The organism is Corynebacterium sp. ES2715-CONJ3 (assembly GCF_024814365.1).
In the GTDB taxonomy this organism is placed as follows: Bacteria; Actinomycetota; Actinomycetes; order Mycobacteriales; family Mycobacteriaceae; genus Corynebacterium.
In genome coordinates this window covers 61,391-74,980 of record NZ_JANUXS010000004.1, presented here as the reverse complement: position 1 = coordinate 74,980, position 13,590 = coordinate 61,391, and the positions used below count along the sequence as shown (strand labels likewise).

The following is a 13,590-nucleotide window of genomic DNA, read 5'->3' as shown; positions in this document are numbered from 1 at the left end:
TCATGAGCACCCTCAACGAGAAGGTCACGCAGTGGATCGCTCATGATCCCGACCCCGCAACCCAGAAGGAATTACAAGCCCTCCTCGACGCTGGTGACCATGAAGCCTTAGCGGAGCGCTTTCAAGGACCTTTGAGTTTTGGTACCGCGGGTCTTCGTGGCGCGGTAGCGGCGGGTGAATCCCGCATGAATGTCGCAACTGTATCTCGCGCTACCTACGGTGTTGGTAAATATCTCGTGGACCTCATCGATAGCCCTAAAGTGGTTGTGGGCTGCGACGCTCGCCACGGTTCCGCTGACTTTTATCAAGCAACCTGCGAGATCTTGAGTGCTCTTGGTATTGAGGTGCTGGCTCTCCCACAGCAACTCCCTACCCCGATTACCGCCTTCAGCGTGCGTTATTTCGATTGCGATGCAGGCATTATGGTCACTGCTTCGCATAATCCACCTCAAGATAATGGCTACAAGGTCTACCTCGGCGGTCGCGTGGTCCACGGTGAAGCGGAACAGGGCGTACAGCTCATCTCCCCAGCAGATGCAGAAATTTCCGCTCAGATCGATGCGGCTCCCTTCGCCGATGAGATAGCCCGCAACCGCGAACGTATCCGCGATATTGCTGCCGAAGAAGTCTTGGAACCGTATTTTGCTAGAGCCCTGGAGCTCCCTCAGGCACCAGCGACGACGTGTGATATTCCTATGGTCTTTACCGCCATGCATGGCGTGGGTGGAGCAACGTTAGGTGAAGCTCTCAAGCGCGCCGGGTTTAGCCATGCTTTCCCTTGCCCCGAGCAGCAGGAACCAGATCCTGATTTCCCAACCGTCGCCTTCCCTAACCCAGAGGAAGCGGGCGCACTTGATCTGTCCTACCAAGAAGCAGATCGTCGTGGAGCCGAGCTGATCTTGGCTCTCGATCCCGACGCGGATCGGTGCTCAGTGGCTATCAAACACAAGGGCACCTGGCGTCAGCTCTCAGGCGACGAGGTCGGTGCTCTTCTAGGTGAGGATATTGCCCGTGCCCACCACGGCGATGATGATGCCACTCTGGCCTGCAGTATCGTTTCTTCTCAACTTTTGGGTGAGATCGCTCGTGGTCATGGACTGAAATTTGCCAATACTCTCACGGGATTCAAGTGGATTGGGCGCACCCCCAACCTCATCTTTGGATACGAAGAAGCATTAGGGTATTGCTCGGATCCGCAAGCGGTGCGTGACAAAGACGGTATCACTGCCTGCCTGCGGGTAGCCGATCTTAATAAGCGCTTGGTCGCGGAAGGTAAGAATATCCAAGATCTTCTCGACGAGATTGCACAGGCATACGGCCTGTATAAGACCAGTCCTCTAACGTTCCGCGTGGCAGATACCAGCTTGATCCAACAAGGTCTGCACAATTTGGAGACCACGGCGCCGAAAACTCTAGGTGGCGCCGAGGTGACAGAATTTAGTAACCTTTCGGATGGCTTCCGTGGGCTACCAGGTACCCCGGGTTTCTGGATTGCCACCAGCGCCAAGGACCGCATTGTGGTGCGCCCGAGCGGTACCGAACCGAAGCTGAAATGCTACCTCGAAGTAGTATCGGATTCTCATAAGAATGCAGATGAGCGCCTCGACGCTCTCAAGATAGAGCTCAAAGAAATTCTTGGCTTTTAGCTCAACGCCACTCGGAGCCGCCTATTCCATTACGTGGAAAAGGCGGCTCCCTTTATTTATCCTTCGGTCTTTTTAGGTCGACCCGGTCTCGGGATATCACCAATATCGCGAGGCAGGCGCCCTCGGTTCTTAAGTGCCTCCCGCAAAAGAATCTCGATTTGAGCGTTGACGCTGATAAAACTATCGTCAGCTAATTGCTTAACAGCGCGGTGAATAGCGGGATCGAGTCTGAGGGGGAGGGCTTTACGCGGTGCCACTAGCTATATAGACTACCGGCGTTAACCACAGGTTGAGTCGAGGTATCCGAGCACAGCACCACTAAGAGGTTGGATACCATCGCGGCGCGACGCTCAGGATCTAGGTCGACAATATTGCGGCGTTCGATTTGTTCCAGCGCTGAGTCAACCATCGAGACCGCACCCTCCACGATAGTTTCGCGGGCATCGACAATGGCAGAGGCTTGCTGCCGCCTCAGCATTGCTTGAGCGATCTCTGGGGAATAGGAGAGTGAAGAAATTCGCGCCTCGATAATATCAATACCGGCAACGACGGCACGTGCCGCAACTTCTCGAGCTAATTCCTCACTGACGAGATCGGTACTGCCGCTTAGTGATGGAATATGGTCAACATCTTGGGAATCATAGGGGTGTGTGGTGGCGACGTGGCGCAATGCTGATTCAGCCTGGGATTGGATAAAGTCTTCCACCTCCTCTACGGCGAAGTGTGCTTTCGCGGTATCGGTGATCTGCCAGACGACAATAGCACCGATCGTAATCGGGTTGCTGTTGAGATCGTTGACCTTGGTCGTCGCAGTCTCGAAATTACGAACCCTGACGCTGATTTTCCTGGACATATGCAAGGGGTAAATCAGGTGTAAGCCATCAGCGCGAAGAGTGCCCTTGTAGGAACCAAAAAACTGCACAATGAGCGTTTGTCCAGGAGAAATGATGCGAATATGAAGAAGAATGAAACCTAGCACTACTACGAAAAACCCTACGAGGCCGTCCGCCCAGACGTCGGGGATAACAAAGGCGGTTAGGGCCGCGAGGATTACGAGGATGAAGGAGGTGAGCATAATTGCTACTGCTGTGGCACCCCGGAAGGACTGAGCTGGTACTTCATTGATGGATATATTGGTATTGCTTGCGGTTGGGACTTGGAGCGGGGCGTCCATAGAGCTCTCCTAGGCGTTGAGGGGATAAAAAGTGATATCACTTTTTTACGCTAGCACTGCTCCGCCGCCAATAGAAGCCACTGGGGAAATGGGTCTGAAAAGGGCGATTGTCTAGGTGTTCGCTACAGGCGTACAGCTCTAAAAACTACCCGTGGACTGGAAAAACACCGCCTTGATGACTGTTGGATCGAACGTTGATCGCCGAGAGTGTTTTTTCCTGCGATAACATAAGGGCTATTAGCTGTAGAGACAAAAGGAGATCACTTATACCATGTTCGAGCGTTTTACCGACCGAGCTAGGCGCGTTATCGTGCTGGCTCAAGAAGAGGCACGCACTCTTAACCACAACTATATTGGTACCGAACACATTCTCTTAGGTCTTATCCACGAAGGTGAAGGTGTTGCCGCCAAAGCCCTTGAGTCTATGGGCATCTCACTCAAGGCCGTGCGCCAAGAGGTGGAAGATATTATCGGCAAAGGTTCCGAGGCTCCCGTTGGTCATATTCCCTTTACGCCTCGAGCTAAAAAAGTTCTCGAACTCTCCCTTCGTGAGGGACTGCAGATGGGGCACAAATATATCGGCACCGAATTTCTACTCCTTGGGCTCATTCGCGAAGGCGATGGGGTAGCAGCTCAAGTATTAGTGAAACTCGGCGCTGATCTACCTCGGGTGCGTCAACAGGTTATTCAGTTACTTTCCGGCTACGAGGGGGAGAATAAGGATAATCCCGAGGGGCCAGAGGCAGTGGGTGCCGGCAGTACCGTAGGCAATTCCAGCCCGCGCGGGGGCCGCGGCGGCCAGGACCGCTCCAATTCCCTAGTTTTAGATCAGTTCGGCCGAAACCTTACCCAGGCAGCGCGTGAAGGTAAGCTGGATCCCGTTGTGGGCCGTGAGCAAGAGATTGAACGCATTATGCAGGTGCTCTCGCGTCGTACGAAGAATAATCCAGTGCTCATCGGTGAACCAGGCGTCGGCAAAACTGCTGTTGTCGAGGGATTAGCTTTAGATATTGTCAATGGCAAGGTTCCTGAGACCCTCAAGGATAAGCAGGTCTACTCCCTCGACTTAGGCTCGCTAGTCGCAGGTTCTCGTTATCGTGGTGATTTCGAAGAGCGCCTGAAGAAGGTGCTCAAGGAAATCAACCAGCGCGGCGATATTATCCTCTTCATTGATGAGATTCACACTCTTGTTGGTGCTGGCGCTGCTGAAGGCGCCATCGATGCTGCATCCCTGCTCAAGCCGAAGCTGGCACGTGGTGAATTACAAACTATTGGTGCAACTACACTTGATGAGTATCGCAAGCATATTGAAAAAGATGCTGCGCTCGAGCGCCGTTTCCAGCCTGTCAATGTTCCTGAGCCATCGGTGGAAGATACCATCGAGATCTTGAAGGGGCTGCGCGACCGCTACGAGGCTCACCACCGAGTCTCTATCACGGATACAGCTTTGGCCGCCGCAGCGAATTTGAGCTCACGGTATATCAATGATCGCTTCTTACCCGATAAAGCTGTCGATCTTATCGACGAAGCGGGTGCCCGGATGCGCATCAAGAGAATGACTGCGCCGGAATCCCTGCGCGAAGTTGATGAGCGCATTGCTGAAGTGCGCAAACAAAAAGAAGCCGCCATTGATGCCCAAGATTTCGAGAAAGCTGCGGGTCTGCGTGATCAAGAGCGCACACTCGGTGAAGAACGCGATGAGAAGGAAAAGCAATGGCGTAACGGTGATCTCGAGGATATCGCCGAGGTAGGCGAAGAGCAGATTGCTGAGGTGCTTGCCAATTGGACGGGCATCCCCGTATTCAAGCTCACCGAGGAAGAATCCTCGCGCCTGCTTCATATGGAAGACGAGCTGCACAAGCGCATTATTGGCCAAGATGATGCCGTCAAGGCGGTAGCGCGTGCCATTAGGCGCACACGGGCCGGCCTTAAGGATCCGCGTCGCCCCTCCGGTTCCTTCATCTTTGCCGGCCCATCAGGTGTGGGTAAAACGGAGCTGTCAAAAGCACTCGCGAATTTCCTCTTTGGGGAAGATGACGCGCTGATCCAGATCGATATGGGTGAATTCCACGATCGCTTTACAGCCTCCCGTCTCTTCGGTGCCCCTCCAGGATATGTGGGCTATGAAGAAGGCGGCCAATTAACCGAGAAGGTTCGCCGCAAACCATTCTCCGTGGTACTTTTTGACGAGATCGAAAAGGCGCACAAGGAAATTTACAATACCCTGCTGCAGGTGCTCGAAGATGGCCGGCTGACCGATGGTCAAGGGCGAGTGGTGGATTTCAAGAATACTGTTTTGATTTTCACGTCGAACCTAGGCACGAGAGATATTTCTAAGGCAGTCGGTATCGGCTTTAGCTCTTCTGACGATAACGGCGTCGAGGGCCAGTACGAGCGGATGAAGAATAAGGTCCACGACGAGCTTAAGAAGCACTTCAGGCCCGAATTCCTCAACCGCATCGACGATATTGTAGTCTTCCACCAGCTCACCCAAAGCGAGATTGTGGAGATGGTGGATCTGCTCATCGCTCGCGTGGAGAAGGCACTTGCTGCCAAGGATATGGGTATTGAGCTATCTACAAAGGCTAAGAATCTTCTGGCCAAACGCGGCTTCGATCCAGTGCTAGGTGCTCGTCCTTTGCGCCGCACCATTCAGCGGGAGATCGAAGATGCCTTGAGCGAGAAGATCCTCTTCGGTGAAATAGGTGCCGGTGAGATTGTGACCGTGGATGTTGACGGCTGGGATGGTGAATCTAAGAATATTGCGGATGCAACTTTCACCTTTAGCCCCCGCCCAAAGCCACTGCCTGACTTGCCTGGGCTCAGCCCCGCGGAACAAGCCCAAGAAGAAGTTATTGAGGCTAGTGAAGCTCCTACCCCGGAGGAGGAATCTGAAAGCGCTACCGCTGATGGAGAGCGAGGCCGACATTTTTTGACAGCAGAAGATTCCCCCGAGGATGAGGATCGCGAGTCTTAAGATAAGTCCACTGTTTTAGTGTTGAAAAACCGCCCCCCGCGTAAAGGTGTGGGGGCGGTTTTTGGCTGTGGCTATAAAGAGATTTTGGCGGGTTAATTGTGAAATTAATCACCATACCGCCCATGAGTCAGCGGACGAACGGGCTGTGGTGGCCCAATATGGGGGGAGGGCTGGCGTAGCAAGGCGGCGGGTTATTGCTCCGCAGAACTAAGAGATAGCTCTCCATACCCCCGAGGGGGTGCGGAGAGCTTTTTATGTGAAAATGCTAAGCGATCTTAAGTATTTTTTGAATATTTTGGAGCCGATTTGAGGCCGGCCTGGGGTGCGCCGGGCACGAATCGGTAGACGTTGATATGACACCTATAATTGCTGAGGTTCAACTTAGGCAGCTTCGAATAGTTTCGAAGATTACTGAAAGATATCTCCCTTAGACAATGAAGACGCAATTACATTACAACGCGCAACCCAACCCATTTCTGGGGCCATTGGGAACCGCCACTATGCATGGCGACGCCCAGGCCTCGGACTGCACCCCATTGCCCGGGCCGGGCGCAGGACCTTGGGATATACAAGCCCTCAACTTGGGTGGAGCCTGCCCCACAGTCTTGGTAGGCCACGATGATTTCATTCAGGTCCTCACCACCCAGCGCTTTGGCAGCGACCTCACGTTTCTGCAACCAAAGATCTCCCTCCTCCACCCCAATGGATCTCTTCTCAGCTCGCTGGAAATTCCTAAGGGCGCCTTGCTTGGGGCTGTATACGCCTATATCGACCACCGCAATCGCATGGTGGTCACCGACGGTACCGGAACACTAATTCGCGTCGCACACGATGCATCTGGGTCTGCTCTTTATGTTGATCAGCGTGCTGATCTATCAAGTTTTCTCTCTCAGCAGCCTGGAGACCAGATCGTGGGATTGACCCCCGATTGGTCAGGTCGTGTCTGGCTGGCCTCGCGTAACGGCCGGGTGGCCGTTATGGATGAAAATCTCCGCGAGGTGCGCGGCATCACCCTCAACCACTTCGATCCCACCGGGGAGCGAGTAGATAACTCCATTTCCTCGGCCCCCGAGGGTGTCTCGGTCATCACCAACCGCGGGATGTATCTGCTTGATTGGCGCAGCGGTCGGCCGGAGGTCGTTTGGTCTGTGGGCTACGATTACGGCTCACACCGTAAACCCGGAAAATTGGCGTACGGCTCCGGGGCTTCGCCCACGTTCTTTGGGCCAAATGGCAGCGACTACCTCATGCTCACCGATAACGGGGATATCCAGGAGTCCGTCGTAGTCTACGAGACAGCAACTGCCAAGGAGCTGGGGCGAGCGGGGCTTTTCATGCCATTTAAGTCTGGCAGCGAGAATTCCATGATCGGCATCGGTCATACGATTATTGCCGCCTGCACCTATGGTTATCCCTATCCTCGCTATCCAGAGGGGGCCGGCCCCTCCATGCCAGCTCACGATCTCTTCTCCCCTGGATTTGAGCGCTGGGATCTAGGCGCTCGCGGTCTCAAGCAGGTGTGGAGGCGAGAAGATATCTATTCCTCCGCCGTCCCGCGATACTCAGCCGCAGATGGGTTGATTTATACCTGCGAACGCCCTCGAGGACCTGCCGGTCTTGCTAATGGGATTACCGTCAACGCCGTTGCCATCGATATTGAGACCGGCCAAACCGTATATTCTCAACGCCTACCAGGGCTAGTCACTCTTTTGGGTACTGACACCCTTCAGATGGTGGGCACCATCGACTCCTATGGAACCTGGTGGCAGGGCACCATTGGTGGCATTTTCCGAATCTCTCGAAAGGGGCAGTAGAGATGCTCTCTCGCCGTGATTTTATGACATCGATAGCCGTAACTGGAGCCGTTATGGTCGCATCCAGTGCGCTACCTGCAGCAGCGCGCCCTCATGGGCAAGCGCAAACGGAGCTTATTACTCTTGATTTCGCTGAACTAAATCCCGCTGGTCTACCGCGTTACCTCGTGATATCCAATCCGACAGATATGGTGCTGGATGCAGTGAATATCCGCATGAATGCACGCCAGCTGGATTCAGCTGGACTTATTGGTATGGCTTCCCAGGCCATTCCAGCTCTCGAAGGTGACCACGGCTTCAAATCTGAAGATGGCGTGTGGAATTTCCGCCTGCCAGAAGCCATCTCGCCACAGGTGACATCGATCTTCGAACTGCAGTGGACCGGTGAGCCTGCAACAGGGCTACGACTTCTAGCAACCGCACAGCTTAGTACCGATCACAACGATTATTATGAGGTTTTTTCCCAGGAGTTTGTTGTTGGTCAACCATTCTCAAGCTCGCTTCAGGTAGTCCCCTCCCGGCCGCGGCGCCCAGAACGACCTGAGCAGCCGAAGCAACCGAAGCGACCGCGCCGGCGGCGCCCGAAGCCACGCCCTCGAACCCAAACCCCTTGGTGGAAAACATTCCCCTTCTAAGTAAATGACCTCCCCAGTCTGCGGGGAGGTCATTTATTTTCGGGTGACTATGTTGCTGGGCAATTATTCAAAGCCGGGCGATCCAGGAAGCGATCGTATAGGTAGCGTGCAGCCTCAGGCAGATCACCAAAGGCCTGCGCCGCGTGATTAAGCCCGGAAGGAATGCTCGGGGTTATGACCGGAAGTGATGATTCGAAGTAGTAGACCTCAGCGCCTAGCTGACAGTAGTCGCGACTTAGTTGGCGCACTTGCGCATTAGGAACGAGATCGTCGTGAATTGCCGAGCCCACCATAATGGGAGCGCTTGGCTTCTTTCTTCCCAGTTTTTGGCGGTCGAGAATCTTAATAATCCGCGGATCGCTGCCGAGACTTTCGCTTAGTGTGCGCCCATCTTTGGTAAAGAACCTTGTAGTTTTGAGTCCATCGTCGACGGCGGCATCTGCTAGGCAGCTACGTGCTGAGCGCCTTAAGAATTCCTCACCAGCTTCATTGAGATATTCCTTTACGATCGATCTAAATTCCGGATCGCGTGCCGCATAGCTATTGATAGACATTCCCAGGACACCGGAAATGCTCGAGCCGTCGATCGCCTTGATGACCTGGGGGAGATCAGCTGGTACCGCACCGGCGTATGTCCCCTTAACATTGAGTTCGGGGGCATAGCTCGAGGCAAATTCCGCGGCTGCTGCAGCAGCGCCACCACCTTGGCTATAACCGTAGAAGGCAATGGGGGAGCGCGGGTCTACGTTGGCTACAGATAGTGCTGCGCGGGCAGCATCCAGAACCGCGTGAGCCTCTTCAATATTATTGACATAGGTGTGCACCCCCTCAGTTCCCAAACCTATATAGTCCGTGTTCACTACCCTCATCCCGAGCTCCAGGAGATGATATTGCACGATAATCTCGTAGTTGATTCCCAGCGCCTTATCAGGGCGTGAATAGGATCCCAGAAGGTATGCACCGCGCGAGGGAGCGCAAATATCTGCTTGACCACGGGTGCCGGGGGCAAAGATCACTGTGGGCACAGGGCCCGGTCCGCGCCATGGGTTCCGAGGCTCCATAATATAGCCACTGACTGGAACTGGGCGGCCATCCTGAGTGGTGGACGTATAGAGGATCTTCTGTGCATATGCGGGAAATCGCGGGCCGAAAGTATTGAGGAGATGGGGAGCCGGCTGAGTTCTTAAGACTGCACCCGGGCGCGGATCCATAACCTCAGGAGTAGCGTAAAAAGCATCGTCGATAGGCGATTCAACCCACGCATCAGTTCGGTGTGTCCCGGCCCAATCAACACCCGCAATTACATCATTGACTGAGGATTGGGCTACTGCGGGTACTGCAAGAACACAACTTCCCACGCTGAGAGCAATAGCTGAAATGGCCCCGATAAGGCGTTGTCTACTTTTCATACCACCAATCTAACCGAGTCTGATGAAAAAATAATAGATTCTAGTGGGGAAGATGGAAGAACCCATTGCTTTCTTGGGCCAGTTTGTCTCGTATAAGCCCCTCCAGGGCGCGCGTGTACTGCTCACTGTCAGGCCATATCGTGGCCAAATCCATCGCACTGACTGGGTGCTCGGCGTGGCGCAACACAGCCATAATTTTGCCGCGGACCTCGCGGTCGGTTCCACTGAATTTTTGTACTCTGTGACGTGCTATCTCCCGTTCTTGAGTGCTCGGCTCGGGGCATCCAGCTCGTTGCCACGCACATAGGCCAGTTAAGGGGCATCGATCACAGGCGGGAATGGTCTTGCAAACGAGTGCCCCCAACTCCATAAGTCCAACGGAGAATTGAGGAGCGTCGCTAGCGGGAAGCAAATCCTCGAGCTCACGTAATTCACGCTTGCTGGTAGAGCTTTTAGGATTAAGATAGCGGGCGTAAATGAGACGCGAGAGTACCCTACGCACATTGGTATCTAGTACCGGTACTCGTTGGCCGAAGGCAAAAGCCGCAACCGCAGCGGCTGTATAGGTGCCAATTCCTGGCAACGACAATAATGAGCCCAGATCACTGGGCACTTCATTGCCATACTCATGGGCAATGACGGTAGCGCATTCTTTTAGCCGTAATGCTCGCCGCGGATAGCCGAGACGGTCCCATGCTTTTAAGATATCGGCGGTGGGAGCATGGGCCAGATCGCGCGGCTCCGGCCACCGATGCATCCACGCCTGCCAGAGAGGTTCCACACGAGCCACCGGGGTTTGCTGGCTCATCACTTCACTGACCAAGATGCCCCACGCGCTCGTCGCTGGCGTGCGCCAAATAATCTCCCGGGCGTTATGGGAATACCACTGAATAACAGTATTCTGAATATGCGCTAAATCTTCTGGAGGGAGGAGCTGAGGTGATGGTGATGTGTGCATGAGAACGCTCTATTCTATCGTGCCTATTTCCACCAGCGCTACCGCCGTGTAAAAATACTCACTATGACAGGTTTATCGCGGGACCCGCAAGCCGTGTGGAAGGGATTGCTTGAGGGCAATCGCCGCTTCGCCGAAGGCGCCCCGGAGCACCCCAATCAATCAGTGAGCCGACGCGCTGAATTATCTTTGAAGCAAGAGCCTCGCGCCGCTGTACTCACGTGTGGCGACTCGAGAGTTCCGGTTGAATTGCTTTTTGACGTCGGCTTGGGTGATACCTTTGTGGTTCGTACCGCTGGCGAAGTCGTCGATACCGCGGTACTAGCCTCCCTCGAATTTGCGGTGGCCAATCTCGGAGTGGAATTGGTTGTGGTCCTTGGACACGCTTCCTGTGGTGCCGTTGAAGCTGCTGCCCAGGTGGTTCTTGAGGGAGCACAAGTGCCCACTGGCCATCAGCGAGCCATCGTGGAGCAAATTGCCCCGTCCATCTTGGAGGCAAAGAGTCATGGTTTTCACAGCTCGGCAGACTTCGAGCGGGAACATGCTTCGGCGATTATGCGCAAAATAACTCAATTATCGTCGGTGATTAACGCTGCCGTTGAAAAGGGTGAGACCGCAATGGTAGCTGCCCACTACAGTATCGTCGATGGCCATGTAGATACCGTGAAAACCGCAGGTTTTTGACGGGACTGAGAGAAAATACTGGCAACACACCGCCGGTTAAGCGCGCTTGTTAGGTAGTTTCGCTTTAGGCTTAGGGTGTGGATCGCCGAGATAATCATTCCAGTTATTCCCGCCCGCAGTCACCTGCACCAGGAGCTCCCCGACGGCGGGGTACCGACCATGCTGATCATGCTGGGCCGAAAAGGCTCCCCGAGATTTATTATCGACGCCGTCGTTGGGCCGCCATCATTATCGTTGCGGCCATCGCGCTGCCGCTCATCTTCCTACTAACAACTCGGGGTAGCGATAATTCTGCCCCCGTCGCATCGACTGTCACCAGTACCTCAACAAAGGCGGTCATCGCCTTGGACGAGCCTGAAAAGACGAGCGTACCGAGTGTCACAATCACCCTCGAGCCCTCGGATGAAAGCGCGGACCAACCAGCAAAAGAAGTCGATCCCACTCTTCCACCGGAAAACCCGGCAAACGAGCAAGCACCTGAAGTGAAAAAGACCTGCGAATTAGCTGACCTGATGATCACCGCCTCAGCTGACAAGATTTTCTATAACGATAAGGAGCTCCCGAGCTTCTTCATGACGGTGAAGAATCCCACCGAAGCGGACTGTTCCATTGATCTTACTTCTGATGTTTTACGCTTCGAGGTTTACCAGCTGGCGAATAATAGCCGCATGTGGGCAGATATTGATTGCAACGCCCCCGTGGGGCTCGGTACTCAAATATTCCCGGCAGGCAAAGAGCGCAAATTTGAAGCGCGCTGGTCTCGGACTACCTCAACCCCTGAAAGCTGTGCCAATAGACAACCAGTACCAGCCGGAGCCTACTATTTGCACACCGTCATGGGCTCCAATGCTTCCCAGCCTTTCGATTTCAAACTGGGATAGGAGGCTATAGAAAAAGTCTCAGCGCATCGAGGAGGGTATCAACCGTAAAGACGGTGATGCCCTCTATTTTTTCCTCTGTGCGCGGAATAATCGCCTGCTGATAACCCAGCCGTTTAGCCTCTGCTAAGCGACGTGCAAGATGGGGGACCCGTCGAATCTCGCCAGCTAAACCCACCTCTCCTAAAACCACAGTTTGAGGCGGAAGCGATTTCCTCGCCATTGCTGAGGCAGTCGCTAAAGCGATTGCCAGATCGGTTGCGGGTTCACCCACCTTCATCCCTCCAACGGTCGCCACATAGACTTCCTTGTCGTGGGTCCGTTTGCCCGCGCGCGCTGATAATACAGCGAGCACCATGGGAACCCTGGTGGCATCCAACCCAGTAACGGCGCGCCGGGGGTTTTTGGATTCAGTAGGTACCACTAGTGACTGCACTTCTGCCAAAATTGGACGCACACCATCCATGGCTACCGTGACAGCAGTGCCATCGGGGGTGGAATCTCGATGGGAGAGGAAGAGCCCCGAGGGATCTGCGACCTCCTTGATACCGTCGGATTGCTGCTCAAAACATCCCACCTCATCGGTGGCCCCGAAGCGATTTTTAATACTACGCAGAAAACGCAAACTAGAGTGCCGGTCACCTTCAAAATTCAAAACCACATCGACGAGATGCTCGAGAACGCGCGGGCCGGCCACAGTGCCGTCCTTGGTGACGTGACCTACCAAAATAATAGGTACTCCAGAGCGTTTAGCCACAGTTGTTAACGCTGCGGTGACTGCGCGTGATTGCGCCACCCCACCAGATACGCCCTCAACACCACTAAGAGACATAGTCTGCACAGAATCGACTATGAGCAGACTTGGTTGCAACTTTTCAATATGGCCAAAGAGAATATCCACATTGGATTCGGCTGCGAGGTAGAGGCTTTCCTCTAAAGCGTGGGTGCGCTCCGCGCGCATACGCACCTGGCCAGCAGATTCCTCGGCGGTAGCGTATAGGGCGATACGAGGAGATCCATCGGGATTTTTTTCCTTAGCCCACTTCGAGGCCACTTCTAAAAGGAGCGTGGATTTACCAACCCCAGGTTCGCCAGCCAGCAGAATAACAGATCCGGCGACAATTCCGGCTCCTAGAACTCGGTCGAGTTCTCCGATTCCGGTACTCACCGAGGGCGCATCTTCAGGATTGATGCGAGTGATCGAGGTAGCGGGGGATGTTGGCGTGAGAGCTGTGCCTGCGGAAGGGACCTGGTGGGCTACGGGTTGGACCATTCTCTCTTCCATGGATCCCCAGGTACCGCATTCGGGGCACCGTCCTAGCCACTTGGGGCAGGAATAGCCACATTCCGCGCAGATATGAGTGCTCCGTACTTTCTTCGCCATAGCCTCTACCTTACAAAGGTCAAAAAAATACTGC

11 protein-coding genes are annotated in these 13,590 nt (G+C 54.3%); 6 read left to right on the top strand and 5 right to left on the bottom strand.

Features of this window, described 5'->3' with window-relative positions:
* Window positions 1-2 precede the first annotated feature (2 nt).
* The gene (locus NXT00_RS05910; RefSeq protein ID WP_259158410.1) at window positions 3-1,646 is read left to right on the top strand and encodes a phospho-sugar mutase; all 1,644 of its coding nucleotides are present in this window, start codon (window positions 3-5) and stop codon (window positions 1,644-1,646) included.
* A 56-nt stretch (window positions 1,647-1,702) separates the two neighbouring features.
* Here the strand turns inward: NXT00_RS05910 and NXT00_RS05905 are convergent, their stop codons facing one another.
* Together NXT00_RS05905 and NXT00_RS05900 are read right to left on the bottom strand one after the other, a co-directional pair.
* Window positions 1,703-1,903 carry a hypothetical protein gene (locus tag NXT00_RS05905; RefSeq protein ID WP_259078864.1) on the bottom strand — a complete coding sequence of 67 codons (201 nt, stop codon included), beginning with the start codon at window positions 1,901-1,903 and terminating at the stop codon, window positions 1,703-1,705.
* Window positions 1,903-2,820 (bottom strand): SPFH domain-containing protein, encoded by a 918-nt coding sequence (locus NXT00_RS05900; RefSeq protein ID WP_396124937.1) that lies wholly within the window; start codon window positions 2,818-2,820, stop codon window positions 1,903-1,905. The genes NXT00_RS05905 and NXT00_RS05900 overlap by 1 nt, the downstream gene beginning before the upstream one ends.
* 271 nt (window positions 2,821-3,091) lie before the next feature.
* On the opposite strand from NXT00_RS05900, the gene NXT00_RS05895 reads away from it, so the two are divergent.
* The 3 genes from NXT00_RS05895 to NXT00_RS05885 all read left to right on the top strand — a co-directional run bounded on the left by NXT00_RS05895 (window position 3,092) and on the right by NXT00_RS05885 (window position 8,246).
* Window positions 3,092-5,797, top strand: a complete 2,706-nt coding sequence (locus NXT00_RS05895; RefSeq protein ID WP_259078865.1) for an ATP-dependent Clp protease ATP-binding subunit — start codon at window positions 3,092-3,094, stop codon at window positions 5,795-5,797.
* A 434-nt stretch (window positions 5,798-6,231) separates the two neighbouring features.
* Entirely contained in the window at window positions 6,232-7,611 is a 1,380-nt protein-coding gene (locus NXT00_RS05890; RefSeq protein WP_259078867.1) for a 6-pyruvoyl tetrahydrobiopterin synthase, read from the top strand.
* 2 nt (window positions 7,612-7,613) lie between these two features.
* The gene (locus NXT00_RS05885; RefSeq protein WP_259078869.1) at window positions 7,614-8,246 is read left to right on the top strand and encodes a twin-arginine translocation signal domain-containing protein; all 633 of its coding nucleotides are present in this window, start codon (window positions 7,614-7,616) and stop codon (window positions 8,244-8,246) included.
* A gap of 47 nt (window positions 8,247-8,293) precedes the next feature.
* Here the strand turns inward: NXT00_RS05885 and NXT00_RS05880 are convergent, their stop codons facing one another.
* Window positions 8,294-9,655, bottom strand: a complete 1,362-nt coding sequence (locus tag NXT00_RS05880; RefSeq protein ID WP_259158409.1) for a lipase family protein — start codon at window positions 9,653-9,655, stop codon at window positions 8,294-8,296.
* A 40-nt stretch (window positions 9,656-9,695) separates the two neighbouring features.
* A complete protein-coding gene (locus NXT00_RS05875; protein ID WP_259078872.1) occupies window positions 9,696-10,613 on the bottom strand; it encodes an A/G-specific adenine glycosylase in 918 nt (305 codons plus the stop codon).
* Between the two features lie 63 nt (window positions 10,614-10,676).
* On the opposite strand from NXT00_RS05875, the gene NXT00_RS05870 reads away from it, so the two are divergent.
* Complete coding sequence (locus NXT00_RS05870; RefSeq protein WP_310470433.1) at window positions 10,677-11,294, top strand: carbonic anhydrase; 618 nt, start codon at window positions 10,677-10,679, stop codon at window positions 11,292-11,294.
* 77 nt (window positions 11,295-11,371) lie between these two features.
* Window positions 11,372-12,175, top strand: a complete 804-nt coding sequence (locus NXT00_RS05865; protein WP_259078874.1) for a hypothetical protein — start codon at window positions 11,372-11,374, stop codon at window positions 12,173-12,175.
* A gap of 4 nt (window positions 12,176-12,179) precedes the next feature.
* On the opposite strand, the gene radA is transcribed toward NXT00_RS05865, so the two are convergent.
* Complete coding sequence (gene radA / locus NXT00_RS05860) at window positions 12,180-13,556, bottom strand: DNA repair protein RadA (RefSeq protein WP_259158408.1); 1,377 nt, start codon at window positions 13,554-13,556, stop codon at window positions 12,180-12,182.
* Window positions 13,557-13,590: the final 34 nt, after the last annotated feature.

Bases quoted from the DNA above. Each gene is read 5' to 3' on its own strand.
- NXT00_RS05890 (WP_259078867.1), top strand. From the start codon at position 6,232: ATGAAGACGCAATTACATTACAACGCGCAACCCAACCCATTTCTGGGG.
- NXT00_RS05870 (WP_310470433.1), top strand. From the start codon at position 10,677: ATGACAGGTTTATCGCGGGACCCGCAAGCCGTGTGGAAGGGATTGCTT.
- NXT00_RS05895 (WP_259078865.1), top strand. From the start codon at position 3,092: ATGTTCGAGCGTTTTACCGACCGAGCTAGGCGCGTTATCGTGCTGGCT.
- NXT00_RS05875 (WP_259078872.1), bottom strand. From the start codon at position 10,613: ATGCACACATCACCATCACCTCAGCTCCTCCCTCCAGAAGATTTAGCG.
- NXT00_RS05885 (WP_259078869.1), top strand. From the start codon at position 7,614: ATGCTCTCTCGCCGTGATTTTATGACATCGATAGCCGTAACTGGAGCC.
- radA (WP_259158408.1), bottom strand. From the start codon at position 13,556: ATGGCGAAGAAAGTACGGAGCACTCATATCTGCGCGGAATGTGGCTAT.
- NXT00_RS05910 (WP_259158410.1), top strand. From the start codon at position 3: ATGAGCACCCTCAACGAGAAGGTCACGCAGTGGATCGCTCATGATCCC.
- NXT00_RS05900 (WP_396124937.1), bottom strand. From the start codon at position 2,820: ATGGACGCCCCGCTCCAAGTCCCAACCGCAAGCAATACCAATATATCC.
- NXT00_RS05880 (WP_259158409.1), bottom strand. From the start codon at position 9,655: ATGAAAAGTAGACAACGCCTTATCGGGGCCATTTCAGCTATTGCTCTC.